General features: G+C 40.1%; 26 protein-coding genes, 1 tRNA gene and 1 other annotated feature. Of the genes, 21 read left to right on the top strand and 6 right to left on the bottom strand.

Annotated elements, in window-relative coordinates:
• Positions 1 to 125 precede the first annotated feature (125 nt).
• The 3 genes from Gferi_RS05630 to Gferi_RS05620 all read left to right on the top strand — a co-directional run bounded on the left by Gferi_RS05630 (position 126) and on the right by Gferi_RS05620 (position 1,679).
• On the top strand, positions 126 to 605 hold the full coding sequence (locus Gferi_RS05630) for a (deoxy)nucleoside triphosphate pyrophosphohydrolase (protein ID WP_269466096.1): 480 nt from the start codon (positions 126 to 128) through the stop codon (positions 603 to 605).
• Between the two features lie 29 nt (positions 606 to 634).
• Positions 635 to 1,549, top strand: a complete 915-nt coding sequence (locus tag Gferi_RS05625) for an RluA family pseudouridine synthase (RefSeq protein WP_236932701.1) — start codon at positions 635 to 637, stop codon at positions 1,547 to 1,549.
• A gap of 54 nt (positions 1,550 to 1,603) precedes the next feature.
• A tRNA-Ala gene (locus Gferi_RS05620) sits at positions 1,604 to 1,679 on the top strand.
• Positions 1,680 to 2,056: 377 nt separating this feature from the next.
• Here Gferi_RS05620 and Gferi_RS05615 read toward each other — a convergent pair.
• The 3 genes from Gferi_RS05615 to Gferi_RS05600 all read right to left on the bottom strand — a co-directional run bounded on the left by Gferi_RS05615 (position 2,057) and on the right by Gferi_RS05600 (position 3,579).
• Complete coding sequence (locus Gferi_RS05615) at positions 2,057 to 2,413, bottom strand: L,D-transpeptidase (RefSeq protein WP_083273398.1); 357 nt, start codon at positions 2,411 to 2,413, stop codon at positions 2,057 to 2,059.
• Between the two features lie 138 nt (positions 2,414 to 2,551).
• The gene (locus Gferi_RS05610) at positions 2,552 to 2,755 is read right to left on the bottom strand and encodes a hypothetical protein (RefSeq protein WP_069974647.1); all 204 of its coding nucleotides are present in this window, start codon (positions 2,753 to 2,755) and stop codon (positions 2,552 to 2,554) included.
• Between the two features lie 455 nt (positions 2,756 to 3,210).
• Positions 3,211 to 3,579 carry a hypothetical protein gene (locus Gferi_RS05600; protein WP_069974645.1) on the bottom strand — a complete coding sequence of 123 codons (369 nt, stop codon included), beginning with the start codon at positions 3,577 to 3,579 and terminating at the stop codon, positions 3,211 to 3,213.
• A gap of 147 nt (positions 3,580 to 3,726) precedes the next feature.
• Between Gferi_RS05600 and Gferi_RS05595 the strand changes: the two genes are divergently transcribed.
• From Gferi_RS05595 to ilvB, 8 genes are all read left to right on the top strand, one after another.
• Positions 3,727 to 4,344, top strand: coding sequence for a hypothetical protein (locus tag Gferi_RS05595; protein WP_069974644.1), 618 nt, complete (start codon positions 3,727 to 3,729; stop codon positions 4,342 to 4,344).
• Positions 4,345 to 4,441: 97 nt separating this feature from the next.
• Complete coding sequence (locus tag Gferi_RS05590) at positions 4,442 to 4,744, top strand: hypothetical protein (protein WP_069974643.1); 303 nt, start codon at positions 4,442 to 4,444, stop codon at positions 4,742 to 4,744.
• A gap of 158 nt (positions 4,745 to 4,902) precedes the next feature.
• On the top strand, positions 4,903 to 5,316 hold the full coding sequence (locus Gferi_RS27985; protein WP_069974642.1) for a hypothetical protein: 414 nt from the start codon (positions 4,903 to 4,905) through the stop codon (positions 5,314 to 5,316).
• A 336-nt stretch (positions 5,317 to 5,652) separates the two neighbouring features.
• Entirely contained in the window at positions 5,653 to 5,958 is a 306-nt protein-coding gene (locus Gferi_RS29410) for a DUF5658 family protein (protein WP_069974641.1), read from the top strand.
• A 225-nt stretch (positions 5,959 to 6,183) separates the two neighbouring features.
• Positions 6,184 to 6,460 (top strand) — a binding site (T-box leader).
• A 66-nt stretch (positions 6,461 to 6,526) separates the two neighbouring features.
• On the top strand, positions 6,527 to 6,793 hold the full coding sequence (locus tag Gferi_RS05575) for an ACT domain-containing protein (protein WP_069974640.1): 267 nt from the start codon (positions 6,527 to 6,529) through the stop codon (positions 6,791 to 6,793).
• A 56-nt stretch (positions 6,794 to 6,849) separates the two neighbouring features.
• Complete coding sequence (ilvC, locus tag Gferi_RS05570; protein WP_069974639.1) at positions 6,850 to 7,842, top strand: ketol-acid reductoisomerase; 993 nt, start codon at positions 6,850 to 6,852, stop codon at positions 7,840 to 7,842.
• 12 nt (positions 7,843 to 7,854) lie between these two features.
• A complete protein-coding gene (gene ilvD, locus Gferi_RS05565; protein ID WP_069974638.1) occupies positions 7,855 to 9,513 on the top strand; it encodes a dihydroxy-acid dehydratase in 1,659 nt (552 codons plus the stop codon).
• Between the two features lie 39 nt (positions 9,514 to 9,552).
• Positions 9,553 to 11,208 carry a biosynthetic-type acetolactate synthase large subunit gene (ilvB, locus tag Gferi_RS05560; protein WP_069974637.1) on the top strand — a complete coding sequence of 552 codons (1,656 nt, stop codon included), beginning with the start codon at positions 9,553 to 9,555 and terminating at the stop codon, positions 11,206 to 11,208.
• A gap of 160 nt (positions 11,209 to 11,368) precedes the next feature.
• Here the strand turns inward: ilvB and Gferi_RS05555 are convergent, their stop codons facing one another.
• Together Gferi_RS05555 and Gferi_RS05550 are read right to left on the bottom strand one after the other, a co-directional pair.
• Entirely contained in the window at positions 11,369 to 12,118 is a 750-nt protein-coding gene (locus Gferi_RS05555) for a TSUP family transporter (protein WP_069974636.1), read from the bottom strand.
• Positions 12,119 to 12,254: 136 nt separating this feature from the next.
• A complete protein-coding gene (locus tag Gferi_RS05550; protein WP_069974635.1) occupies positions 12,255 to 13,166 on the bottom strand; it encodes a radical SAM protein in 912 nt (303 codons plus the stop codon).
• Positions 13,167 to 13,519: 353 nt separating this feature from the next.
• On the opposite strand from Gferi_RS05550, the gene Gferi_RS05545 reads away from it, so the two are divergent.
• From Gferi_RS05545 to Gferi_RS05535, 3 genes are read left to right on the top strand one after another with little or no spacing between them, the layout of a single operon-like run.
• Positions 13,520 to 14,344: a motility protein A gene (locus tag Gferi_RS05545; RefSeq protein WP_069974634.1), complete on the top strand. Its 825-nt coding sequence runs from the start codon at positions 13,520 to 13,522 to the stop codon at positions 14,342 to 14,344.
• Positions 14,328 to 15,032 carry an OmpA/MotB family protein gene (locus tag Gferi_RS05540; protein WP_069974633.1) on the top strand — a complete coding sequence of 235 codons (705 nt, stop codon included), beginning with the start codon at positions 14,328 to 14,330 and terminating at the stop codon, positions 15,030 to 15,032. The genes Gferi_RS05545 and Gferi_RS05540 overlap by 17 nt, the downstream gene beginning before the upstream one ends.
• A gap of 21 nt (positions 15,033 to 15,053) precedes the next feature.
• Entirely contained in the window at positions 15,054 to 15,515 is a 462-nt protein-coding gene (locus Gferi_RS05535) for an NUDIX hydrolase (RefSeq protein ID WP_069974632.1), read from the top strand.
• A gap of 48 nt (positions 15,516 to 15,563) precedes the next feature.
• Here the strand turns inward: Gferi_RS05535 and Gferi_RS05530 are convergent, their stop codons facing one another.
• Positions 15,564 to 16,514, bottom strand: a complete 951-nt coding sequence (locus Gferi_RS05530; protein ID WP_069974631.1) for an MraY family glycosyltransferase — start codon at positions 16,512 to 16,514, stop codon at positions 15,564 to 15,566.
• A gap of 231 nt (positions 16,515 to 16,745) precedes the next feature.
• On the opposite strand from Gferi_RS05530, the gene Gferi_RS29115 reads away from it, so the two are divergent.
• The 7 genes from Gferi_RS29115 to Gferi_RS05495 all read left to right on the top strand — a co-directional run bounded on the left by Gferi_RS29115 (position 16,746) and on the right by Gferi_RS05495 (position 25,771).
• On the top strand, positions 16,746 to 17,291 hold the full coding sequence (locus Gferi_RS29115; RefSeq protein ID WP_069974630.1) for a gamma carbonic anhydrase family protein: 546 nt from the start codon (positions 16,746 to 16,748) through the stop codon (positions 17,289 to 17,291).
• A 597-nt stretch (positions 17,292 to 17,888) separates the two neighbouring features.
• The gene (locus Gferi_RS05520) at positions 17,889 to 19,733 is read left to right on the top strand and encodes an ABC transporter ATP-binding protein (RefSeq protein WP_069981316.1); all 1,845 of its coding nucleotides are present in this window, start codon (positions 17,889 to 17,891) and stop codon (positions 19,731 to 19,733) included.
• A gap of 16 nt (positions 19,734 to 19,749) precedes the next feature.
• Positions 19,750 to 21,579 carry an ABC transporter ATP-binding protein gene (locus tag Gferi_RS05515; protein ID WP_069974629.1) on the top strand — a complete coding sequence of 610 codons (1,830 nt, stop codon included), beginning with the start codon at positions 19,750 to 19,752 and terminating at the stop codon, positions 21,577 to 21,579.
• 135 nt (positions 21,580 to 21,714) lie between these two features.
• Positions 21,715 to 23,271, top strand: a complete 1,557-nt coding sequence (locus tag Gferi_RS05510; RefSeq protein WP_236932700.1) for a spore germination protein — start codon at positions 21,715 to 21,717, stop codon at positions 23,269 to 23,271.
• Positions 23,272 to 23,277: 6 nt separating this feature from the next.
• Complete coding sequence (locus Gferi_RS05505; protein WP_236932746.1) at positions 23,278 to 24,432, top strand: Ger(x)C family spore germination protein; 1,155 nt, start codon at positions 23,278 to 23,280, stop codon at positions 24,430 to 24,432.
• Between the two features lie 3 nt (positions 24,433 to 24,435).
• Complete coding sequence (locus tag Gferi_RS05500) at positions 24,436 to 24,648, top strand: hypothetical protein (RefSeq protein ID WP_069974627.1); 213 nt, start codon at positions 24,436 to 24,438, stop codon at positions 24,646 to 24,648.
• A 16-nt stretch (positions 24,649 to 24,664) separates the two neighbouring features.
• A complete protein-coding gene (locus Gferi_RS05495) occupies positions 24,665 to 25,771 on the top strand; it encodes a GerAB/ArcD/ProY family transporter (RefSeq protein ID WP_069974626.1) in 1,107 nt (368 codons plus the stop codon).
• Positions 25,772 to 25,778 lie beyond the last annotated feature (7 nt).

Here is a 25,778-nt window from a genome sequence, read left to right as displayed (position 1 = left end):
TTACCCCATTTTCATATTCGGAAATTTTTAGTATATTGTAACATATTTAGTATGAATCTTAAAGAAATTTATATTCTTTTTATCTTATGCAAAAGCTTTTGAAAAGGTTGTAAAGAAGTGAACAAATGGATATGCTAAGGTATATGAATGAAGGAGAGGAAGCTATGGAGCCGTTGGTTGTCACCGCTGCAGTTATTCGAAAAGAACGTAAAATTCTGATTGCCCAGAGGCTAGCTCATGGGGACCATCATCTGCAGTGGGAATTTCCCGGAGGAAAGCTGGAAATTGGGGAGACACCGGAAGAATGCTTGCGCAGAGAGATTTTAGAGGAGTTAAACTTAGAGATTAAGGTATTGGACATTTTCAAAGTCGTCTATCATGCTTACAAGAGTAAAACTATATTATTGCTTTGCTATCTTTGTGATTTTATTGGTGGTGAGGGGGCAGCATTGGCATGTAATGATTTTAGATGGATCAGTCTAGAGGAATTTTTGGAATTTTCTTATGTAGAAGCGGATTTGCCCATTGTGGAAAAAATATTAAAGTTAGATGAAATGCTGTTCGAAATTGACGAATTTGGACGGACGCCCTATAATAGGATATGATGTGAAACTAAGGACGGCAGGTGAATGATTTGAAAGAAAACAAACAACAGGAAGTTGCAGGAAGGCTTGTTTTTGAAATAGATAGAGAACACGAGGGAATGGAGTTGAAGGAGATCCTATATGATCAGATGAGGCTATCCAGCCGGCTGGTCAGAAAGCTAAAGCGTACAAAAAATATATTGGTGAATGGAAATAAAATTGCTTTTCATGCCAGGCTGCGCAAAGGGGATCGTGTGGAAGTGATCATGGAAGAGGAAAGCAATCAATTTGAACCACAGAATATTCCTATTGATGTGGTTTACGAAGATATGGATCTGTTAATACTGAATAAACAACCTGGCTTAGTGGTTCATCCGACGAAAGGACATCCTATAGGAACATTGGCCAACGCAATTGTTTACTATATGCAAGAACGAGGAGAATCCTTTAAAATCCGATTCGTCAACCGTCTGGACCGGGATACCTCAGGGCTCATCATTATTGCGAAAAACCCTTATATCCAACAGGAGCTTTCGAAACAAATGATTGATAATCAAGTGGAAAAGAGGTACCTGGCAGTAATAAAAGGGTGCTTGGAGACGGAAAAAGGAACGGTGGATGCGCCCATCGGGAGACCGTACCCTGAGGATATCACCAGAAAGGTATATGCGGGCGGACAGCCTTCTATAACACACTATGAGGCAGTGGAACAGCTGAAGGATGCTACTGTGGTAAGACTCCTCCTGGAAACCGGGCGTACCCATCAAATAAGGGTACATATGAGCTATATTGGGCATCCTATCCTTGGAGATGAATTATATGGTGGAAAAGCGGATATCCTCATTGAAAGACAGGCGCTCCATGCAGAAATTTTACGTTTTTTACACCCCAGAACTGGGGAGCCGATGGAGGTAAAAGCCTCTATTCCCGCAGATATTTTGGAGCTAATTACAAAACTGTCCTAGGAATTACCTATTGACATTTTGTCCGCCTGTGATTAAAATAGTATTATCGGTATTGGGGCATTAGCGCAGCTGGGAGCGCACCACACTGGCAGTGTGGGGGTCAGGGGTTCGAATCCCCTATGCTCCACCAAATACGAAGATAACTACTCATAAATTGAGTAGTTTAATTATTTTTTGAAGGAAATTATTGGGATAAAGTAGAAGCTTGCTAGACGAGTACATGGATTTTTATAACTGTGAAGGAAAGCATCAATCTCCTGATCATCAGATCCCATATAACGTCTATATGGCTGCTTAACATGTCTAAAAATATATAAGAAGGAGGATTAACTTAGCAGGCGCAATTTTGTGTCTTGACAAAGGGATCCATTACAGTATCCTCTCGGCTTCCCCGAGATGATACTCGATGCTGAAAAAGAAGAAGGTATTAGGAAAACCAGAGAAGTTCTGGAATACCTTACAAAGTAATTACGGGGATATTTTATATAGATTTACGCTTCTTAATGTTTATAGAATCTTTACAATCGTTCCAATTGGAACTAGATTATAAAGTTCAGTAACATCTTTATTATGCATTCTTATACAGCCATGAGATACAGCGTTTCCGATAGATGAAGGATTATTTGTTCCATGAATTCCAATGTGAGGTTTGCTTAAGCCCATCCATCTTGCACCGAAAGGTCCGCCAGGATTTACAGATTTGTTTACAATCTTAAATGTGCCCTTAGGCGTAGGTGTAGATGTCTTACCAACAGCGACAGGATAAGACTTGAACCATTGGTCATTACGGTATAAGGTTAGGGTTCGAGAAGTTGTATTAACAGTAATGCGATAAGTTTGTGCAGTGCGCAAATAGTCATACACTTTGATCACTCCCTAATTTAGTGTGAAGGTAGTATATTTAGTTGGGTCATGGCAGGATTGCAGCATGATGCTAATGAATGCATTACGGTATTTTATGTATAAGGAATAAGAAGGGGTGATCCTCCTATTCCTTAAAATTTACCATGGTTTAAAGAATCCTCCAATTATTGGTTGGCAGAAAAGAATGACTAATAACAAGAAGAAGAATAGTAATTCATCATCTGCTTTAAATATTTTTTTAAAAGGTCCTTTGAATAGTATTACAAGTAATAAGAAGAAAAATAATAGTGAGGATTTTTGATCAGGAGTGCATCCAAAGAGCCCACCTAATGCATCACTCATACATTTCCACCTCCTTTGCTATCTATTAATACCAATTAGGATTATCGTTTTGGTAATATATAATATTCAAATCAAAAGAGAGTGTACTTATAATGATGTGCGATGCAGAGAAAAAAATTTTTCTGACCAAAAGTATGTAATGGGTATAGTGATATGCCGGTAATAGAATTTTAACGCAGCATTTTTTTAGAAAAAAATAAAAAATAAAATGTGCCAAAAATAATTCCAAAGCGAATATCGGGATCAATTACTTTTTGTCTGATAAAAAAATAGAGTGCTAGAAATGAGATTATTGCTAGGAGTTTGAGGTCAAATCTATCATTAAATAATTTTCTCAAATTAAATTTATTGTCAATAAAATATAGAAATATATTAATAATAACAACACTCAAAACACACTTAGTAATAGCCATTAAAAAATACAAAGATATCAACTCCATTTCTTACAGCAGTGATTAAAAGCTTGCTATATACATTAGAATCCCCACAACGGCCAATATCAGCATCATGATCAGGGAAAAACTGTATCGGTCGCTTTTTCTTCTATGTCTTTTGGCGTTGACCAAGAGACCAATGATGCAAAGAATGCTTAGAAGGATCATTAGATAGAAAGACCATTGAACAAGACTATAATTCCAAGTTTCACGGACTTGAATTTTAAAAAATCTATCAAAGAAGGTTGCCATCTGGGGTTTAGCACGATCGGTGATAGCTAGAATAAAAAACATAATAATCCAAGCTGCAGCACCCAGCCAATGAACCAAACGGACCAGAATATCAGGCCCTTTTCTTCGCTCTATAAACTCTCTATTTTTTTGCTCCATTTCCAACATCCTCTCTTATGAAAAATCTTTGAAACATTTTACCATATTTATCGGTCAATTCGTATAGTGAATATAGTAAAATAATAAATACGAAGGTCAAATAGGGAAACAGAAAGAAACAAAGGGAGCTGCAAGGGGGATTTGGACTTGAATTTTAAATTTTTATACAGTGTCGTTATGTTGGCAGTTTTGGTAGGAAATTTAATGGTTAGTGGTATCAAAAAAATGCAAGGAGAAGTTTTCTTTCCTGATTCTACTATTTTTAATATTATAATTGGAGTTTTAGGAATTGGTTTTCAAATAAGGCTGTTGGACTTAGACTTTACCGATAGAATATCGTGGGGGTACGTAGGGAGTTTCCTTTTAATTTCACTGCCATTCTTTTTTATGTCCATAAGAAAGAGAACAGTTACCATCTATGATATAGCAGGAGACAAATTGGAGAAAATAGTGCTGGATACCTTTCAACAATACAAACTGGTATTGGAAAAGAAAAGTGGGACGTCAGAATTTATACTGCTGCTGGGAGAGTCTGAAACGACTATTAAATTAGAACAAGGAACGATTAAACGCAGTAAATGGGATCTGTCGATTGCAGGATATCGAAAGATTCCAAATCTGGATTTGATTCTAGAAGATATTCAAAAGGCTGTAGATCAGGAAAGTATTCCTGAAATGGGATACAGAGGGCTAATGGATCTGTGCATGGCTGCAGGAATTTGTACGGCTGCATTATGGTTTCGTAGATTTTTATATTTGCCATAATCCTGAAAAAGCCTTAAGGAACAATTATATATTTTTTTCGTCAAATAAATATAGTAGGGACATATTAGCAATACTATAAACCAGGGAGATGATTGTTATGAATAGACTTATTCCTATTTTGCTTGTAATTATTATTGTTTTTGCAGCAGCAACCTATTTACTCCACCGGATCTTTCTGAGAAGGAGATGGATAAAATATATTCCTGGAATAGCTGCACTTGGTACATGCATTTATCATGTTATAATGATTCGAACCGGGCAATATAACGGATTTGAAGATCTAGCCAGAATACTAATGGGTATCATGCTTTTTTCAGGATTTATAGGTGGACTGCTGACTGGATTGATTTTAGATTTTATAAGAATAAACACCACTCAATATAATACTAAAGACATTTGAACTACTCCCACCTACGCTTCGCTTAGAGGTGGGAGATTCCTACGAACACGATAAAAACTGAGAGAAGACCTCTCAGTTTTTATTTTTATGAAAGAACAACCATCTAGACGCAGACGAAGGTACTGATATTTCTCAAATCTGTTCCGAAGAATACCCAATTGAATCCTGTCCATCGGAAGCCTGATACGGAGGTAGGCCCTACGAACACTAGAAAAGTCCAAAATGCCTGCCCTGTCGTCAACCAAATAAAAGTGAATCTAAAGAGACAAGGTCGAATAGCCCCGGGATCAACGAAGAAGAGTGTAGGTGGCTGCGCTGGTATAAAAGCAGGAGGAGGTGTCGTTGGTGGTGCTGTCGGTGGTGTGAATGGTGGTGTCACTGGTGGTGTGATTGGTGGTATGAATGGCGGTGTCACTGGTGGTGTGATTGGTGGTATGAATGGTGGTGCAATTGGTGGTCTAAAAGGTGGTCTAAAAGGTGGTCTAAAAGGAGGCCTAAAAGGCGGCCTAAATGGAGGTCCAAAAGGCGGACCAAAAGGAAACCTTGGTTGCTGCATCGATTCTACATTTTGATCATCTTGATCATATTTATCCATAAAATCACTCCTTTTTTATGCTAGGGAAATAGTGGTTTTTTCTATTTGTATGAAAGTAGCAATAAAGAGCATCCACTAATGTTCCTTCTAATGCATCATATTCAAAGAGGTATAAAATCGTGACAAGCATAGGTGGATAATCTCAAGAATAAACAAAAATACTGTTTTTTCCATAAATTACATTATTTATCCAGAGAGCTTTTTATATGAAGTTAAATACTATAAATGATTTCAAATGATAAGGTGTATGTAAAGAGGATTAAGTTAAGTCAAAAGTAGAAATGGTTACATATACTATAGCGGGGTGTTATGGATGAGACCCAATAATCTATGCCAAATCACTATTATCATTTTATGTCTTACAATTCTAGATGTTATATTTACAATATATGGATTGCAGCTTGGTATGATTGAGGAGGCAAATCCAATTCTACAACCGATGTTTGAAAAGATGCCGCTATGGACAGGTCTTGGAATTGTTTTTTTCGTTTATATACAGTTATGGTTTTTATACAAGATAAGAGAACGGGTCAGATGGCTTTTTTTAGGTCTATGGCTTCTGTGTATTGTCAAAGTATCTGTTATAACCTTGCACTTTAATTGGTTATTTAGTATATAGATCTATGCTTTAAAAAACGACTATGGCGCCCTCTGCCCGTTTCATTTACAGTAGGAAACGCAGTTCCTTCCCTACGCAGCTTCATGATTAGGAGCGCAATCTATAAGTAAATGACGATAAGTAAAAACATAGAAAAATTAGTAAATTTAAAAAACTTTTATTATATGGCTTGACATAATGTAAAATAGGTAGTAAAATTAATCTTAATTATTTTAAGTGAATATTTAAACAGTTATGAGGGAGAGAAAAATACCGGGTCTTTGATTACAGAGAGCTGACGTTGGCTGAGAGTTAGCATCGAAGTGGTATAGAATAATCACTCCTGAACTGCCGAATCGAAAAGGTTGCTTAGTAGATAAGGCCGGTTTCTATGATGATAGAAGTGCCACCGTTATATGGCTAAGGTTAAAAGAAATTATTTTTTTCGACCTGAAGAGGCGATTTATGTGAGTAAATCGTGAATAAGGGTGGTACCACGGGTGATCAATCTCCCGTCCCTAGAGTATAAAATATTTTATATTCTAGGGACGGGAGATTTTTAATTTTGGTGAATAGGAGGAATGTAAGCATGAATAAAACAATTTGTGCACTGGTCAATAATGAGCCCGAGGTATTGATGCGAATTACAGGATTGATGAGAAGAAAAGGCTTTTGTATGAAAAAAATCGTTATGGAAGAGAGTACAGAGCCTAATAAGGCACTATTAACCATTACACTGCCAGAAGAACAGCAAAATATTACCCTAGCTATCCACCAGATGGAAAAGCTTGTGGATGTATATAGTGTAAGAGAATTAGTATCATTAGGTTTTACTGGAATGGAAGTTGGAAATTAGTGTTTTGCCAATAATTTAAAAAATATAAATCATACAAATTTAAGGGGGAAAAAAACATGGCAAAGATGTACTATGAACAAGATGGAAATTTACAATACCTTGAGGGTAAGAGAGTTGCAGTGATTGGTTATGGGAGTCAAGGGCATGCCCATGCACTCAATTTAAAAGAAAGTGGCGTAAATGTGGTTGTTGGTCTTTATGAAGGAAGCAAATCCAAGGTGAAAGCAGAAAACGACGGATTGGAAGTGTTACCCGTAGCTGAAGCAGTAAAGGGTAGTGATGTAGTGATGATCCTAGTACCTGATGAAAAACAAGGAAAGCTCTATAAAGAAGCAATTGAGCCTAATTTAGAAGAAGGGAATGCACTTGCTTTTGCTCATGGTTTTAATATTCACTTTAGTCAAATTGTACCACCACCTTATGTAGATGTTTTCATGGTTGCACCAAAGGGACCTGGACATCTAGTAAGAAGACTATACACAGAAGGTTGTGCAGTGCCAGCACTCTTTGCAGTCTATCAAGATGCTACAGGCAACGCTAGAGAATTAGCACTTGCCTACGCAAAAGGAATTGGTTCTACCAGAGCAGGTGTTCTTGAGACAACTTTTAAAGAAGAAACGGAAACCGACCTGTTTGGAGAGCAAGCTGTACTTTGCGGAGGTGCTACAGAGTTAATTAAAGCAGGCTTTGATACATTGGTAGAAGCTGGGTATCAACCAGAAGTTGCATACTTTGAATGTCTTCATGAACTGAAGCTGATTGTGGATTTGCTTTATGAGGGTGGATTAGAGAGAATGCGTTATAGTGTTAGTGATACAGCGGAGTATGGGGATTACATGGTTGGCAAACGCATTGTCACAGAAGAAACCCGTAAGGAAATGAAAAAAGTTCTTCAAGAGATTCAAAGAGGACAGTTTGCAAAAAATTGGATATTAGAAAATATGTCTAATAGAGCCGAATTTAATGCCATAAAGAGACAAGAACTAGAGCATCCGATTGTAGAAGTAGGAAAGAAACTGAGAAGCATGATGCCGTGGTTAAAGAAATAGGAGGGAAATAGGATGCGAAGCAACAGTGTAAAGGCAGGTGTGGAGAAAGCACCCCATAGATCTTTGTTTAAGGCATTGGGTCTAACAGACGAAGAAATCAAAAAACCATTTATAGGGATAGCGAATGCTTTTAGTGAAGTTGTTCCAGGCCATCGACACCTCAATGAGATTGTTCAATCGGTAAAGAACGGTGTCCTAATGGAAGGTGGAACACCCATGGAGTTTCCGGTTATCGGTGTATGTGACGGAATCGCCATGAATCATGAGGGGATGAAATACTCTTTAGCCAGCAGAGAACTGATTGCTGACAGCATCGAGATCATGGTGAAAGCCCATGGTTTTGACGGTATTGTTCTGGTACCCAACTGCGATAAAATTGTGCCAGGGATGTTAATGGCCGCTGCACGGCTGGATATTCCAGCCATCGTCATTAGTGGCGGACCTATGCTGGCTGGAAAAGTAAATGGCAAGAAAGTAGATCTTAGCACTGTATTTGAAGCCGTAGGTGCAGTGAAAGCAGGACGAATGACAGAGGAAGAACTCTATCGTTTGGAAGAACAAGCTTGCCCTGGATGCGGTTCCTGTGCAGGGATGTTTACTGCTAACTCTATGAATTGTATGACTGAAGCCCTCGGAATGGCACTGCCTGGCAACGGTACAATCCCTGCAGTTTATGCAGAAAGAACGAGGCTGGCTAAATATACAGGTATGAAGATTATGGAATTGGTAAGAGATCAGGTATCTGCGAGAAGTATATTAACAGCACAGGCATTTGACAATGCTTTGAGAGTAGATATGGCATTAGGATGCTCAACCAATACGATTCTTCATCTGACAGCCATTGCCCATGAAGCGGATGTACCGGTAGACTTAGATAAAATTCATGTAATCAGCGAGACGACACCAAACCTGTGCAGATTGAGTCCTGGGGGGATCCATCATATAGAGGATTTGTATGCAGCTGGAGGAATTATGGCTGTTATGCATGAACTGGGAAAAAAAGGATTCTTAGAGAATGATGCATGGACTGTTTCTAACAAAAAATTGGGAGAGCTCTTTGCACACTATCAAGTAAATGATTATGAAGTAATCCGGCCGATCGAAGAACCCTATAGTCTCACTGGAGGCATTGCGGTTCTTCGAGGAAATCTGGCACCAGATGGAGCTGTAGTGAAGAAATCAGCAGTTGTTCCAGAAATGATGCAGCATAAAGGAAAAGCCAGAGTATTTGAAGGCGAAGAGGCGGTTGTAGCGGCAATTCTTGGAGGAAAAATTCAAGCAGGCGATGTGGTAGTGATTCGTTATGAGGGACCAAAAGGGGGTCCGGGAATGCGTGAAATGTTGACACCGACCTCTGCATTGGCAGGAATGGGATTAGATAAAAGCGTGGCATTGATTACAGATGGAAGATTTTCTGGGGCTACCAGAGGTGCTTCTATCGGTCATGTTTCACCAGAAGCACAGGCCGGCGGACCCATTGCACTGGTAGAAGAAGGAGATTGGATTGAGATTGATATCCCTGCTGGAAAGCTGGAGCTTTTAGTAGATGAGCAGGTTTTAGCGGAAAGAAGACAAGGCTTTAAACCAAAGGATGTCAAATATGCAGGATATTTAGGGAAGTATGCCAGTATGGTTACCTCTGCAGCCACTGGTGCTGTTTGTAAATGGTAACAGCTTGGAGAAGACAAGTAGACGAAAGCGGGTGAGTCAATGAAATGCAGTGGTGCAGAAATTCTTCTGCAGTGTCTTAAAAAACAAGGTGTAGATACAATCTTTGGATATCCGGGAGGGGCGGTCATTCCTTTATATGATGCTCTCTATGATTATAGAGATTCATTCTTCCATGTGCTCACCTGCCATGAACAGGGAGCTGTCCATGCTGCAGACGGTTATGCAAGAGCCAGTGGCAGAGTAGGCGTATGTTTTGCAACCTCTGGCCCTGGGGCTACCAACACAGTAACAGGTATCGCAACTGCCTATGCAGATTCGGTACCTTTGGTAGTCATTACCGGTCAAGTAGCTTCTAGCTTGCTCGGTAGAGATTCATTTCAAGAAGTAGATATCACAGGAATTACAATGCCCATCACAAAGCACAGCTATATGGCTAGAAACATTGAAAAACTTCCGGAAATTGTGGCAGAGGCATTTCAAATTGCAGCCTCTGGAAGACCGGGACCTGTCCTCATCGATATTCCAAAGGATGTTTTCATGACACAGATAGAATATACTGACGAGGCAGTAGTATTAGGAAAGCCACAAGAGACGAAGAAAGATTCTGTTGATATCCGGGAAGCTGCAGAAATCGTTAATCAAGCTCAGCGGCCGGTCATCTATAGTGGTGGAGGGATCATTTTATCGGAAGCTTACGAAGAATTGCTAAAGCTTTCGGAGTATGGCTCCATCCCTGTTGTCAACACCTTAATGGGATTAGGGAGTTTTCCAAGAAATCACTCCCTCTCACTAGGAATGGTAGGCATGCATGGATTTCCTGAGGCCAATCTAGCTGTGACCCACAGTGATTTGGTGATTGCCATCGGTGCAAGATTTAGCGATAGAGTTATTGGTGTGGTAGATCAATTTGCTCCGAAGGCAAAGGTTATCCATATTGATGCAGATAAAGTGGAAATCGGTAAAAACAAAGAAGTTCATCTGTCTTTGGTGGGAGATGTAAAAGAGATTTTAAAAGCATTAATTCAAAAAGTTGAAAAGAAATCTAGACAGGCATGGCTGGCTGAAATAGGGGCATGGAAGAGACCTATACAGAGTAAATATGATACATTGACAGCAAAGGAGATCCTAACCACAGCCAATCGTATGACGCATCCGGATACCATTGTAACCACTGAAGTAGGGCAGCATCAAATGTGGACGGCTCAATATTGGAAGTTCCAAAAACCTAGAACCTTTCTATCGTCAGGAGGCCTAGGAACCATGGGTTATGGATTAGGAGCAGCCATTGGTGCGCAAACAGCCTATCCGGATCAGCGGGTACTGCATATGGCAGGAGACGGAAGTTTCCGGATGAATTGCAACGAGTTGGCTACAGTAGCAAAGTACAATTTGCCGATTATAACAATCTTATTTAATAATGGTGTACTGGGAATGGTACGTCAATGGCAAATGCATTTCTGCAACGAACGATATTCAGAAACGGATTTGGCAAGTACTGTTGATTATATCAAACTGGCAGATGCCTATGGTATTCGCGGGAAACGGGTTGAAAATATAGGAGATTTTGAGAAGGCGCTGCAGGAAGCACTGCAAGAGTGTAAACCGATGTTGATCGAATGTGTCATCAGCAAAGATGAACATGTATTTCCGATTGTACCTCCTGGAAAGCCTATTCATGACTATATATTAGAGTAAAGGGGTAGAAAGATGGAATCTTATGTTTTTTATCAAGGGGAGATTGTAGAGAAATTAAGAAACTGTTCTTCGGGCTGACAACGGGAAGAAATCCAAAGTATGCCCATTTTTGCACACCGGTATATTAAATCATAAAACCCGCCAAATAAGCGGGTTTTTGTTATAAATTAAATGAAAGTTTAATAATAAAGGAAATAGAGATCAGAATAAAAATAGGCTTGATCAATTTTGCACCGCTGCTAATGGCTAATCGAGTACCTACCAAAGCCCCTAAAATCATCGAGATGGCTAAAGGAATACCGATACTATAAATAACCTTGCCATGGAGGGCAAATACGATAAAGGAGGTAACACCACTGCAGGCATTGAGAATTTTAGCATTTCCACAGCTTTGTAAAAAGTTAAAGCCGAGAAAACTAATAAAGGAAAAGATTAAAAAGGATCCGGCGCCAGGACCAAAGAAGCCGTCATAAAAGCCAAGAATGAGGGCAATGGCACCACCGATCAGTATATTTTTTTTGGACATTCCTGTAAAATTATCTTCACTGCCGATATCTTTTTTTAAAATGGTATAGCCACATACAACCAATAGTAAAACAAGAACAATCGCATTTAGAATTCTTTGGTCAATCATTAAAACAGTATTTACACCCAACACAGCACCTAGAATTGTACAAGGTACCATATACAATAAAAGTTCCTTGTGAATATTCTTTGATCGGATAAAGCCAATAGAACTGGAAACCGTTCCGAACATGGCACCGAACTTATTCGTACCCAACGCAAAGTGTGGCGGAACTCCAAAGGCAAAAAGGGCAGGAATGCTAATCAAGCCGCCTCCTCCGGCAATGGAATCCACAAACTGGGCAAGAAAGCCAAAAAAACAAAGATATAAGATTTTCAGATCCATGAATGTAAATCCTCCGCTGCAAATATGTCTTAAGATAATTGTAACGGATTTAGAGAAAAAAGTCATCAAAAAAGGATTTGCCTGATTCGCAAATCCTTTTGATTATTACTTGCTGCGTTCATATTACTTTGGCGTATCATAAAGAATGAGTCAGCCGTTGAAGTCCTGCTGCTTTAGCTGCTGATACAGCTTGACGATATTCTTGCTTTGTGATGCCTCGGCTTAATTCTGGATAGGAATAAGCTTTATGTTCAGGATAATACTGCGCCATGATATTCACATAGGTATCTTTACTAAGTTCTTTTGCAATGAAATTCATGATCTTATCCGTATCTGCCAAATTTTCCGGGAGCACCAAATGACGAATCATCAATCCCTGATAGGCTATGTCATTTTCATCAGCCTTGACACTGCCTACCTGGTGATACATTTCCTTTATAGCTTCTTTCGCAATGGTATAGTAATTCTTTACACCCATATAACGATAGGCTTTTTCATCATCTGCAAATTTCAGATCAGGAAGATAGATATCTACAATCCCATCTAAGAATTTAAGTGAATCGGTTAAATCATAACCATTGCTGTTATAAACAATAGGGATTTGAAGCCCCTTATTCGCCGCAATAAGAATAGCTTCAACAATTTGTGGAATGATATGACTTGGTGAAACCAAATTGATGTTATGACAACGCCTGCGCTGCAGCATCAGCATAAGATCTGCCAGTTTATGGGCATCTATTTCCTCACCTAGCCCACAGTAACTGATTTCGTAATTTTGACAAAAGACGCATTTTAAGTTGCAGTGAGAAAAAAATATGGTGCCAGAGCCCCAATCTCCTACCAGTTCTTTCTCTTCTCCGAAATGAGGCTCTGCTCCGGAAACAACAGCATTCTCCAGGGTTTTGCAGTATCCCTTTTCACCGGCTGTACGATTGACCTGGCACTGATGAGGACAGAGAACACAATCTTTCAACATTTCTTTTAGTTGAAGTACTCTTTTTTCTAATTCACCGCTTTTTAATAAATACAGATAACTGGGTTGCCGCATACGAATCATCCTTTTCAAATTTATATAAGCCGCGATAAAGCCATTACAATTCTGTGTTAGATAGCGGAGTTATGGGGACGGTTCGTCTGGCACAGATGTTTTTTATGTGCCTGAGGAACTGTCCCCGTGGCGTAGAGGATGTAATCTATTGATTGAGGCTTATCTATTATTTATATCTAAGACTAGATTCTGTTATTATTTAAGTATTTATGAGTAAAAAAGTATTATTTACTAAAGAATGTTAAAGAGATACTAAAGTGATTCTAAAGTACCGTTTTTTTCCTTTTGCAACAATATACTCAAAAATATGGTACAATCATTATTGAGTATAAAACATGATTAGGAGGCAGCCCATGAAAATTGAAGGCAAGGATCAATACATAAAGATTACAGTAATCGGCATTTTGGTACTACTGATCGTACATTCTTTGCTGGGGAGTATATCTTTTAAGGCTTTTTTTAATCTTACAGCACTAGAGATTATCTTTGCAGGGATCATTTTGTCTGTGATTATCAGTTTCTCATTTGATACCTTAATTGTAACTGTAAAAATGATACATGCCAGCTTTACCGATAAAATTGATTATGCAGGAGATATTCACAAGCTTCATCAGCTGAGTGCAAAGGTGAAACGGGAAGGCGTTTTATCGATTCAGTCAGAAATCGAATTGGAAACACAAACCTTCTTAAGAGATGCCATGATTCTATTGAATGATTATAAAAAGCCTGAGGTCATACGGGATATTTTGGAAAAAGATATGGAATCTAGAAGGGCAAATTTATACCGGCCTTATAATGTACTTAAAATGATTTCTCATATTGCCCCGTCTTTTGGACTAATTGGCACCTTAATCGGGATGATTGGATTACTTTCTAATATGGATAAAACAGATATGATCATGAACAATATGGCCTATGCTTTAGTGAGCACTCTGTATGGAGGACTGATCGCAAACTTTGTTGCAGTACCACTGATGGGCCGGCTAAAAGAATATATTGATAGAAATATGCTGCGGTGGGCTATGATCATGGAAGGGATACTGCTGATTGCACAGAATGATTCACCTAGAAATGTATTTGATAAAATGAACGTAATGTTAAAAGAAAGTGAGCGGTTAGAATATCCAAGAAGTAGAGTGGAAGAGAGGAATTGGACTACCTATGAGCTGGAATCCTGAGGATGAAAAACATGAAATAGAGTTTTCAAGTACTTGGCTGATTACTTACAGTGATATGATCACGATTATTTTGTGCTTTTTTATTATTTTCTTCACCTTTTCAACCAAGGAGCTTTCAGCCCTTTATCAGATTCGAAACTCTCTTACAGAAGAGGTAGAGCAGCTCCATACAGAAAATATAAAGTTAAAAAATGAAAAGGAATCTCTGGCAGCGCAGCTTTTTGGACTACAGGATCTAAAAAATGATTTTAAGACCTCAAAAGAAGATTTTATCAGCTTTTTAAGAGATAAAAATTTAATGGATGCAGTAGATATACTAGAAAATGAGAGAGGATTATTAATCCGCTTCAAGGATAGTATTCTTTTTGATAGTGGAAAAGCGGCCCTTTCTGAGGATGGTTATATGATCCTTCACAAGGTAGGCGATAAGCTAAAAACCATCAATAACAGTATCATCGTCGAAGGTTATACGGATAATGTTCCGATCAACACACCAGAATTTCCTTCCAACTGGGAACTGTCTGTAGCCAGATCTATCAATGTGGTTAAATTTCTTACGGAAAAAAAAGGGATACATAAGGAACGGGTATCTGTTAGCGGATTTGGAGAACATAATCCTATTGATACAAACCAAACACCGAAAGGGAGAGCGAACAACAGAAGAATCGAAATTACGATTGTGAATTAAAGTAATAGAGGTGAAATAAATATGAAGCTTTCAACCATTTGTTATATTGAGCAAGGGGATCAATACCTGATGCTGCATCGCATTAAAAAAGAAAATGATGTGCACCATGGAAAATGGATTGGATTGGGAGGAAAGATGGAGACTGGAGAAACTCCTGAAGAATGTATTATCCGGGAGGTTAAAGAAGAAAGCGGCTTAACAATCCATGCCCCTGTGCTTAAAGGAATTTTAACTTTTCCAAAATTTAAAGATGACGAGGATTGGTATGTTTTCCTATTTACTGCAAACCGATTTACGGGGAAGATCATTGAATCTGCAGAGGGTGTTTTGCAGTGGGTAGATAAAAAGGAAGTGTTGAATCTTGATCTATGGGAGGGTGATCGGCTGTTTCTCCAATGGATGGAAGAAAATAAATTTTTCTCCGGAAAAATTATTTATGAAAAAGGGTGCTTGATAAAAAGTAAAGTAAACTTTTATGAATAAAAACAATATAGAACTCAGACATAATAAGGCTGTCTATACAGACAGCCTTTATACATTCAGTAATAGCAATATAATGGAAGTTAAACTGAAGCAGACACTGATCAAGTAAAGAAAAGCAACCACTTGTTTTTGATTGAGACCCGAGGAAAGAAGACGGTAGTGTATTTGACTTCTATCCGCTTTATAGACGGGCTTACCCTCTAAGAAGCGCTTGAACACTACCATAATGTTGTCAAAAATCGGTACCCCCAAGGCCAGAACCGGGATGGAAATCGAAATGAAGGTTGCTTGTTTAAAGGCACCGTCAAGGGAAATAACAGCCAGCATAAATCCTAGAAAATTTGCACCGGAATCTCCCATAAAAATCTGGGCCGGATACTTGTTATACTTTAGAAAACCAAGAGCGACGCCAACCAGCAGGATGGATAACATAGCAGAGTCAAATTGACCTTTTGCCAGGGCAACGATAAAGAGTGTAGAAGCAGATATGGCGGATATGCCGCCTGCCAGCCCGTCCATGCCGTCTGAAAAATTAATGACGGTAGTAACACCAAATATCCAGGTGATGGTGAGTATAAACTGCAGCCAGGTGGGCAATAGAATATATTCATGGGTGAGGGGATTCGTAAATCCGTAAAATATAATACCGGACTTGTAGATTAGTGCAGCAGCGCCCAGCTGTATCCATAATCTAGGAAATACAGGGAATTCTTTTTTCCGCGTCTTATACCAGTCATCTACCATACCGATTAAGAGAATGGAAAAAGAACCAAGGAGGATAGCTATAGACGTTTTATTAAAAGCATGTATAAAGAGAAAATAACAAAAGAGAAAAGCTGTATACATTGCAACGCCCCCAAAAAGGGAAATGGGTTCCTTATGAATTTTTCTCTCCGTTGGTCTGTCAACAAAATCAATTTTAATGGACAAACGGCGGAAATAAGGAATCGTTAAACGTACAATCAGATATGCGGTTACAAAAGCAGCAAAGTATTTCATATAAATTTCCTCTCCCGTTATTTGCTTAGTTTTCATTTATCTAATAATGAAAAAAGGATTTTCCATATTCATTATATAGGACAGGACTGTGGGATTCAACCGGAAACAGAAGAAATATACATTTCATTACAGTTTTCAGAAAAGAATAATGAAATCGAATGAAGATTTAAATCGGATGATCGTGTATAATATAAAACAAAAAAGGACTGTTTTGAAAGGAGAATATTACATATGATACAAGAATTTGAAGGAATTCAGCCTAAACTAGACAGTAAAACTTATATCGCTGATGGAGGAAAGGTTATCGGGGATGTGACCATGAAGGAATTTAGCAGTGTGTGGTACAACACTGTAGTAAGAGGAGATGTGAATCGAATAGAAATCGGTCGCTATACAAATATTCAGGATAACAGTGTAGTACATGTAGCGGATGAGCATCCTACCATCGTGGGTGATTTTGTAACTGTAGGGCACAATGCCATCCTTCACGGCTGTACCATAGAGGATCATTGCCTGATTGGTATGGGGGCCATTATACTAAATGGTGCAGTGGTGGGACGGGGGAGCATTATTGCTGCCGGAGCATTAGTTAGAGAAAATCAAATCATACCGCCCAATTCTATGGTAGTAGGAATGCCTGGTAAAGTAGTAAAAACAGTAGAAAGCATGGATACCATTCATGCCCAGGCCCTTAAATATAAGACGCTGTGGACAGAGAGGTACGGTTTCTTACCGGACGGTGGCGGAGAGCGCTATGGTGGAGAAAAGATTATATAGTTTATTAAGCTTGCTATATAAATAAACACTAAGTATATTGCAGTCAGTCACAAAGTAGCGGAGTCAGGGGGACGGTTCGAGCGTCACTGAAGCATAGCGAAGGTCCGGAGGGAAGACGATGGAACTGTCCCCCTGGCGAAGCGGATGTAATGCACTTAGTGTGACTTATATAGCTTCTAAAAGTATAATAACGGGGAAATCTAAGTAGTACATAAAATTTTATAATAATTGAAAAATAATTGAATAATTAAAAGAAAAGGATTATACTATAATAGAGAATCCAAATTTTTCTAAAAAGGAGGTCGTGTACATGAAAATTTTTATGAATGGTTTTAAGTCTTTTGAAAAATCATATATTCGTCACACGGCCTATGGGTGGTTAAATAGATTTTAAGCCGCTTTTATGTGTAAGAGAAATGGGTATTTATACCATGGGTTGTGTTTGTGATTCCCCATGGTATTTTTTATTTGCATTGGATAAATCAATTCGAGTGTGAAATAGAAAATATTGTCTCTCATGCCATGGGGAATTATGCCTATGGCTTTTTTAAAAGCAAGAAAAAGACAAATAGAATTTTGCATAAGGGATGTGAAAACATGCGGCAGAAACTAAAACAGCTTTGGAGGTACATGGAGGGCAGCAAGGGACTGTATATTGGCGCAATTTTAAGTATTGGGATTTCTACTATTTTTACGCTGATCAATCCGTTGGTAATACGTATTACGATTGACTCAATTATTGGTGAAGAGGCGATACAAGCACCTCTCTGGGTACAGACGTTTGTCGAAAGATTGGGCGGTAAAAGCCTATTAATGCATAATTTGTGGGTTGCAGCCTTGGCATTGGTTTTATTAAATAGTGTCAACGGGCTCTTCTTATATGCAAAGGGAAAGTGGTCGGCAAAAGCATCAGAAGAAATTGCGAGAAACCTTCGTGAAAGATTGTTTAATCATCTGCAGCATCTACCCTATGACTACCATGTAAAGGCAGAAACGGGAGATTTGATTCAACGCTGCACCTCTGATGTAGAGACCATCCGCAGATTTTTAGCCGTGCAATTGGTTGAAGTAGGGCGTACGCTGTTTATGCTGGACTTTGCCTTATTTATTATGCTTTCATTGGATGTGGCACTTACGCTGGTTTCGATGATTGTTGTTCCAATTATTTTTGTATCTGCTTTAATTTTCTTTATGAAGGTGCAAAAAGCTTTTCAACTGTCTGATGAGGCTGAAGGCAGGCTTTCTACGGTGCTGCAGGAAAACCTTACAGGGATTCGTGTAGTTAGGGCTTTCGGGCGGCAAGCCTTTGAAGCAGAAAAGTTCGAAAAGAGCAATACAGAATATAGAGATTTAACCTATAATTTGATACGCTTGCTAGCCTGGTATTGGTCGCTGTCTGATTTACTGACCATGCTGCAAATCGGGGCAGTAGTGGTAACCGGGGCCTATTGGGCGTCGATCGGACGTATTACATTAGGAACCCTTGTGGTATTTACTACTTATGAAACGATGCTTTTATGGCCTATACGGCAGATGGGGAGAATTCTGACAGATATGGGAAAAACCATGGTCTCTGTAGGCCGGATTGAAGAAATTTTCCAGCAGCCCCTTGAAGATATGCAAACCGATGGGAAAAAGCCAAAAATTGAAGGAAACATCCGGTTTGAGAATGTATCCTTTTCATACGGGGGGGAAAGGCCCGTATTAAAAAACATATCTTTTCAGGTGGAAAAAGGCAAAACAGCAGCCATTCTAGGTGCAACCGGTTCAGGAAAATCCTCTTTGGTACACCTGCTGCTGAGATTATATGATTATCAAGAGGGTTCTATTACCATAGACGGAGTTGAATTGAGAGAAATTGATAAAAAATGGCTTCGTAGGAATATTGGAATTGTATTGCAGGAACCTTTTCTATTTTCAAAAACAATCAAAGAAAATATTGGACTGGCAAAACCGGAGAGTGCAGAGCAGGAGATTTTTCTTGCTGCCCGTGCAGCTGCTATTCATGAAGGTATTTTGGAATTTGAAAAAGGTTATGAAACAGCTGTAGGGGAGCGGGGGGTCACGCTGTCAGGAGGGCAGAAACAACGGGTAGCCATAGCCAGAAGTTTGGTGCAGGACAGTCCGGTACTAATTTTCGATGACTCCCTCAGTGCCGTAGATACAGAAACAGAGGAGGAGATCCGAAAGGCCCTTAGAGAGAGAAATAAGAGCAGAACCACCTTCATTATATCCCATAGAATCACGACGGTTTCAGAAGCTGATATGATTTTAGTGCTAAACCACGGAGAGATTATTCAAAAAGGCACCCATGATACGTTAGTGAGTCAGCCGGGTTTATATCAGCGTATTTGGGCGATACAAAACCTATTAGAAGAGGAACTGCTGCAGGAAAAACCGAAAGGCACTCCATCGGAACAGGATATCGTCATATCTTCATAGGAGGGGATCAACAGCTATGAGTGTGTTAAAGGAACAAGAATTTACAAAACAATTTGATATGCAGCTGTGGAAAAGGCTGCTGGCTTATGCAAAACCCTACAAGAAACATCTAATGCTCCTTGCATTGATTATGATGGCGGTAGCGGGGGTAGACGTGATCTTTCCGCTAATGACAAAATATGCGATTGATCATTTTGTTGTGCCGGGAACCATAGAGGGGATAAGCCGCTTTATAGGGGGATATGTTTTATTAGTGATCCTGCAAACCTTTAATGTGTGGCAGCTGATTGCCGTTGCAGGAAAGATTGAAATGGGTGTCTGTTATGACATTCGGAAAATAGGTTTCCAAAAACTGCAGGAACTTTCTTTTTCCTATTATGACAAAACAGCGGTGGGTTGGATCATGGCCCGTATGACTTCAGATATTCAGAGGCTTAGTGAGATTATCTCCTGGGGTCTGGTAGATTTGGTTTGGGGAGGTACCTTAATGACAGCCATCATGGGCGTATTATTCTTTCTGAACTGGAAGCTCGCCCTAATAACCTTGGTTGTTGCCCCTTTCCTCGTGATAATCAGCCTCTTTTTTCAAAGAAAAATACTTGCTTCCTATCGTCAGGTTAGAAAGGTCAACTCCCGAATTACAGGTGCCTTCAATGAGGGGATTATGGGCGCAAAGACCTCCAAGACCCTTGTACGGGAAGAAGAAAATCTGAAGGATTTTCAGATTTTGACGAACGAAATGTATGCTTCTTCTGTAAGGGCTGCTATTTTTTCAGCTGTCTTTCTGCCGGTTGTGCTGACATTAGGCAGTGTTGGAACCGGTTTGGCTATCTGGTTTGGAGGAAGAGGCGTGCTGCTGAAAACAATCAGCTATGGTACATTGGTGGCTTTTATATCCTACACCATTCAATTTTTTGAGCCGGTTAGAGAGTTGGCAAGGATTATCGCAGAGCTGCAGGCAGCACAAGCTTCGGCTGAGCGGGTATTGTCTATGATTGATAGTGAGCCGGAGATTATCGATGAAGAACGTGTAGTAAAAGCCTATGGGGATTTGTTTCACCCCAAAAAGGAAAACTGGCCGGAAATAGAGGGAAATATTTGCTTTCAGAATGTCTCCTTTACCTACAAAGAAGGTGAGAAGGTTTTAGAGAATTTCAGCCTGGAGGTAAAAGCAGGAGAGAATATTGCTTTGGTAGGGGAAACGGGATCTGGAAAGAGTACCATTGTCAATTTGTTGTGCCGGTTTTATGAGCCTACAGAGGGACAGATTTTAATTGATGGGACGGATTATCGGGAACGGTCCCAATTGTGGCTGCAGTCTAATCTGGGATATGTACTCCAGACTCCCCATTTGTTCAGCGGAACCATTCGGGAGAACATTCAATACGGCAGACTCGATGCTACAGAGGAGGAAATCGTCCAGGCAGCAAAGTTAGTGAATGCCCACGAATTCATTATCAGAATGGAAAATAGCTATAATACACAGGTTGGTGAAGGCGGAAACCGCTTGTCAACAGGAGAAAAACAGCTGATTTCTTTTGCCAGAGCTATTTTGGCGAACCCTAAAATATTCGTGCTGGATGAAGCTACCTCCTCCATCGATACAGAGACAGAACAAATGATCCAGCAGGCGATTGAAAAGGTCCTTCGCGGCAGAACGAGCTTTATCATTGCCCATAGGTTATCTACCATTCGTTCGGCCCACCGGATATTAGTAATCCGGGAGGGCAAGATACTTGAGTCGGGAACCCATGGACAGCTAATCAAGAAAAAGGGATATTATTATGATCTATATACCAATCAGTTTAAAGAAGAAAAGGAAATTCAGATGATGAAAGCACAGTAGTATCCTATAGAAGAAGGCCCTGCCGGAGAAAGTCTCCGGCAGGGCCTTCTTCTATAGGATACTTGCCGGTCATAGCGCATGAAACCAAAAGAGATGGAAATACTAGACTATACAAAAATAAATAAGAGGAATGGCATGATGTTTAGGATATTGAAAGAAATACTTTTCAGCGCAAAAGAAGCTATAGGCCCAGAAAAGAGAAAACAGGAAAAATTAGAAAAATCTCTCCAGCGGAATATACAAAGGCTGAAACAAATTTTTAAGCATGATGATACCGTTGTTTTCCGAGAGGTAGTGAATGAGAGACTACACCCCTCTAGCTTTGTTATCCTTTTTACAGAGGGAATGGTTAACAAGCAGATATTGAGCGAACACCTTCTGGAACCTCTGATGGGCGCCTCAGAAAAGGATCATCTCTCCCATAAAAACTTTCTTGATGAATTGACCAACAAGGTAATGCAGTCAGGGCACATTAAGAAATCCGATACTTTAGAGGAGGTCATTACAGCCATCCTTTACGGTGAGGCGGTGTTGCTGGCCGAGGGAATGGATGAAGCGCTGATTGCCAATACAAAAGGATGGCAAAGCCGACCTATCACTGAGCCTCAATCAGAAAGTATGGTGAGGGGGCCTCGGGAAGGCTTTACAGAATCCATGATTGTTAATATTTCTATGCTGAAGAGAAAAATCAAGAGTCCTGACTTGAAGTTTCGCTTTATAGAGATTGGGGAAAGAACGAAAACAAGGGTGTGTGTCAGTTATTTAGAGAACATAGCAAATGAAAAGATCGTTCAAGAGGTCTTTAGACGATTAAATGAAATCAAGATTGATGGCATACTGGATTCCGGCTATATAGAGGAGTTGATTAAGGACGCACCCCTGTCCCCATGGAAAACCATCGGAGATACAGAACGCCCCGATGTGACAGCAGGAAAGCTGTTGGAGGGGAGGATTGCCCTGATTTGTGACGGCAGCCCCTTTGTCCTAACGATACCCTTTATAGTCATTGAGTATTTTCAAGCTAACGAAGATTATTATGGTAATTACTTTTTTGCCAGCTTTAATCGAATACTTCGAATCTTTGCCTTTTTTCTATCTACCAGTGTTCCTGCTATTTACGTGGCATTGGTGACCTATCATCAGGAAATGATTCCTACGCCTTTGGTGATCAGTATCGCAGCAGCAAGGGAAGGGGTGCCTTTTCCGACGATTGTGCAAGCCTTTGCCATGCTGATCGCCTTTGAACTTCTGCGAGAGGCAGGGGTTCGGTTACCGCGACCTATCGGGCAAGCCATCAGTATTGTAGGGGCATTGATTTTAGGAGAATCAGCGGTGCGCGCTCAACTGGTCAGTGCGCCCATGGTTATCGTGACTGCCTTAACGGCGATTAGCAGCTTTCTCGTTCCCAAGATGATGGGAGAATTAATTATAACGAGGTTTATGCTATTAACCCTGGCTGGGGTTTTTGGTCTCTATGGATATATGTTTGGGGTATTTGGGGTCATGATTCATCTGATGGCGATCCGATCCTTCGGAATTCCTTATATGTTGAATATATCCTCATTGAACAAGCAGGATCTCAAAGATACGGCCATACGGGCACCTTGGTGGTATATGTATTATCGCCCAAAGCTAATTGGGGATAAAAATGCTGCCCGTAAGGAAAACACAAAGATGCAGGAAAGGAGATAGATCTTGGTGATAGGAAAGAATAAATGCTTTCTTGCAGGTATTATACTTATGAGCTTATGTACAGTAGCAACAGGCTGCTGGAGCTATAAGGAATTAGACGAAATGGCGATTGTTGCGGGTATGGCGGTAGATAAAGTGGATGATAAGTTTCTATTAACTGTAGAAGTCGTCAGTCCTCAGCTGGAAGCAGAGGGAGCTAAGTTCGAATCGGTTCTTTTTGATAGTGCAGGGAGAGCTGTCTTTGATGGGATACGAAATATCATTCGAAAAAGTGGAAAAAAATTATTTTGGAGCCATGCAAAAATTTTGATCATAAGTAAAACTGCTGCAGAGGAAGGCCTCGTTCCGGTACTGGACTGGGTGGGTCGGGATGTAGAGGTAAGAGGGGATATGTGGATTCTGGTTTCCGAGGAAGAGACAGCACAGGAAATCTTGAAAGGGGAAAAGGGACTTTATGATATTCTTTCCTTTCAAATACAGGACGTACTGTGGGCGGAAGAACACCTGGCACGATTTCCCCCTATGGAGTTATGGGAGTTTCTTAATGATATTGGGGAGGAGGGCGGCGGTGCCGTTGCAACTGGCGTTTATTTGGTACCCCACAATGGAGGGAAAATTCCCCAGGTGTCCGGCAGTGCTCTCTTTAAAGGGGCCAGGCTGGTAGGTTGGCTGGATGATATTGAAACACGAGACATGCTTTGGATAAGAGATGAAGTCCAAGGAGGCTTGGTAATAGTAGAGGAAGTTGGCAAAGAGCAAACAAAGGTGTCAATGGAGATATTTAACAGCCGGACAAAAGTAAAGCCTGCTTATGAAGATGGAAAACTGAGGATGAAGATCAATATCGATCTAGAGATGGGAATCGCAGAGCTTAGTACTACAAAGGATTACTTTACAGAAGAAGGGATAACATTTTTGGAAAATGCAACAGAAAGAATCCTGCAAGAACAGATCAAGGGTACGATTCGGAAGGTGCAGCGGGAATATGGTACCGATGTATTTAAATTTGGTCAAACCATCAAGCGGGAAATGCCAGATCGGTGGAGGCAGATGAAAGAGGATTGGAATGATCTGTATCCCGGTTTAGATACGGAAGTAAATGTAAAAGCAAAAATTAAAAGTACAGCCCTTATGGGTAAGTCTATCCAGGTAGGTGAGTAGAAGATGGTAGTCATCTTAGTTATGCTACTATACTTGATCATTGGGTTTTACGAGATTTTCCCCCTTGCTAGGGATGGAGAACACAGAAAAATTTGGTTATATGGCGCCTTATTTTTAGGAGCCTTTGTCATCAGCCTACTGCTGTCATTGAATATCAAGCCACCAAGTCCGGCAAAGCCAATCCAGCAGCTGGTTGAAGTATTTGTTAAAAAATAGCTAAGGGGGGCTGATTATGAACCGAGAAGTGATTTCAGATAAGCAAGGTATTGTGCTGTTGATTCTGTTTATCAGCGGAAGTTCTGTGGTACTGCCTACGGCAGCAGAGGCAAAAAGCGATCTGTGGATAGCCATTTTACTAGCTTTAGTAGTTTCTGGGATCCCTGTGGCTATCTATGCAAGAATACTTTATCTGTTTCCCACAAAGGATTTGTTTGATATTGTAGAAGATATATTTGGAAAGGTTGCGGGAAAGATATTTGTGCTATTATATACCTGGTTTGCCTTTCACCTCAGTGTACTGGTCTTACGGAATTTCGGAGATTTTATCTCCATTGTAGGCCTAAACGGTACTCCGATGATCGTTCCTATGGCTGTTATAGGAATTTTGACAATATGGGGCATCCGAGAGGGGATTGAGGTACTGGGTCGTTGGGCAGAGTTTTTTTTACCTGTTTCTGGTGTACTTGTGGCAACGGCGATCCTTTTGTTGATTCCAGAGATGGATATTAACCGTATTAGGCCTATATTATATGAAGGCATGGGGCCAGTGTATAGGGGTGCTTTCAGCGCATTTTCCTTTCCCTTTGCTGAGACAGTGATCTTTTTGATGGCTTTTGATGTATTAAAGCGGAAAAATTCCGCGTATAAAGTATACTTTACGGGACTGGTGCTTGGAGGGATGATTATATGGGCTACCTCTATCACAGAATTACTGGTATTAACTCCTGCCACCTATGAGGCCGTATATTTTCCTGCATACATGACTGTATTTAGACTGAATGTCGGTGAATTTCTGCAAAGGATGGAAATCATTGTATCCATCACTTTCTTAATTGGTGGGTTTGTGAAAATAAGTATATGCCTGCTGGCGGCAACTAAGGGGATAACGAAGCTGTTTAATTTCACGGATTATCGGTTTGCAGTAACGCCTATAGGTTTATTGATGATCAATACCGCTTTTTTCATCTATGGCAGTATTATGGAGGGAGTGGAATGGGCATCGAAGGTATGGCCCTATTATGCCCTTCCATTTCAGGTGTTTTTACCCTTGTTGATCTGGATTGCAGCGGAATTGAAGAATTACAGAAGGCAGAAGTTAAATCGTTCAGGAGGGCATTGACAAAGGA

Source organism: Geosporobacter ferrireducens (genome assembly GCF_001750685.1).
Classification (GTDB): domain Bacteria; phylum Bacillota; class Clostridia; order Peptostreptococcales; family Thermotaleaceae; genus Geosporobacter; species Geosporobacter ferrireducens.
Note: the sequence above shows the minus strand (reverse complement) of the source record. Positions and strands in the feature narration are given on the sequence as shown.

What these genes read in the sequence shown, in the direction of transcription:
- Gferi_RS05520 (WP_069981316.1), top strand. Translation starts at nt 17,889, where the DNA reads ATGCGGCAGAAACTAAAACAGCTTTGGAGGTACATGGAGGGCAGCAAG.
- Gferi_RS05530 (WP_069974631.1), bottom strand. Translation starts at nt 16,514, where the DNA reads ATGAAATACTTTGCTGCTTTTGTAACCGCATATCTGATTGTACGTTTA.
- Gferi_RS05550 (WP_069974635.1), bottom strand. Translation starts at nt 13,166, where the DNA reads ATGCGGCAACCCAGTTATCTGTATTTATTAAAAAGCGGTGAATTAGAA.
- ilvB (WP_069974637.1), top strand. Translation starts at nt 9,553, where the DNA reads ATGAAATGCAGTGGTGCAGAAATTCTTCTGCAGTGTCTTAAAAAACAA.
- Gferi_RS05600 (WP_069974645.1), bottom strand. Translation starts at nt 3,579, where the DNA reads ATGGAGCAAAAAAATAGAGAGTTTATAGAGCGAAGAAAAGGGCCTGAT.
- ilvD (WP_069974638.1), top strand. Translation starts at nt 7,855, where the DNA reads ATGCGAAGCAACAGTGTAAAGGCAGGTGTGGAGAAAGCACCCCATAGA.
- Gferi_RS05630 (WP_269466096.1), top strand. Translation starts at nt 126, where the DNA reads ATGGATATGCTAAGGTATATGAATGAAGGAGAGGAAGCTATGGAGCCG.
- Gferi_RS05510 (WP_236932700.1), top strand. Translation starts at nt 21,715, where the DNA reads ATGATGTTTAGGATATTGAAAGAAATACTTTTCAGCGCAAAAGAAGCT.
- Gferi_RS29410 (WP_069974641.1), top strand. Translation starts at nt 5,653, where the DNA reads ATGAGACCCAATAATCTATGCCAAATCACTATTATCATTTTATGTCTT.
- ilvC (WP_069974639.1), top strand. Translation starts at nt 6,850, where the DNA reads ATGGCAAAGATGTACTATGAACAAGATGGAAATTTACAATACCTTGAG.
- Gferi_RS05545 (WP_069974634.1), top strand. Translation starts at nt 13,520, where the DNA reads ATGAAAATTGAAGGCAAGGATCAATACATAAAGATTACAGTAATCGGC.
- Gferi_RS05540 (WP_069974633.1), top strand. Translation starts at nt 14,328, where the DNA reads ATGAGCTGGAATCCTGAGGATGAAAAACATGAAATAGAGTTTTCAAGT.
- Gferi_RS05610 (WP_069974647.1), bottom strand. Translation starts at nt 2,755, where the DNA reads ATGAGTGATGCATTAGGTGGGCTCTTTGGATGCACTCCTGATCAAAAA.
- Gferi_RS05535 (WP_069974632.1), top strand. Translation starts at nt 15,054, where the DNA reads ATGAAGCTTTCAACCATTTGTTATATTGAGCAAGGGGATCAATACCTG.
- Gferi_RS05575 (WP_069974640.1), top strand. Translation starts at nt 6,527, where the DNA reads ATGAATAAAACAATTTGTGCACTGGTCAATAATGAGCCCGAGGTATTG.
- Gferi_RS29115 (WP_069974630.1), top strand. Translation starts at nt 16,746, where the DNA reads ATGATACAAGAATTTGAAGGAATTCAGCCTAAACTAGACAGTAAAACT.
- Gferi_RS05500 (WP_069974627.1), top strand. Translation starts at nt 24,436, where the DNA reads ATGGTAGTCATCTTAGTTATGCTACTATACTTGATCATTGGGTTTTAC.
- Gferi_RS05495 (WP_069974626.1), top strand. Translation starts at nt 24,665, where the DNA reads ATGAACCGAGAAGTGATTTCAGATAAGCAAGGTATTGTGCTGTTGATT.
- Gferi_RS05555 (WP_069974636.1), bottom strand. Translation starts at nt 12,118, where the DNA reads ATGGATCTGAAAATCTTATATCTTTGTTTTTTTGGCTTTCTTGCCCAG.
- Gferi_RS05515 (WP_069974629.1), top strand. Translation starts at nt 19,750, where the DNA reads ATGAGTGTGTTAAAGGAACAAGAATTTACAAAACAATTTGATATGCAG.
- Gferi_RS05590 (WP_069974643.1), top strand. Translation starts at nt 4,442, where the DNA reads ATGAATAGACTTATTCCTATTTTGCTTGTAATTATTATTGTTTTTGCA.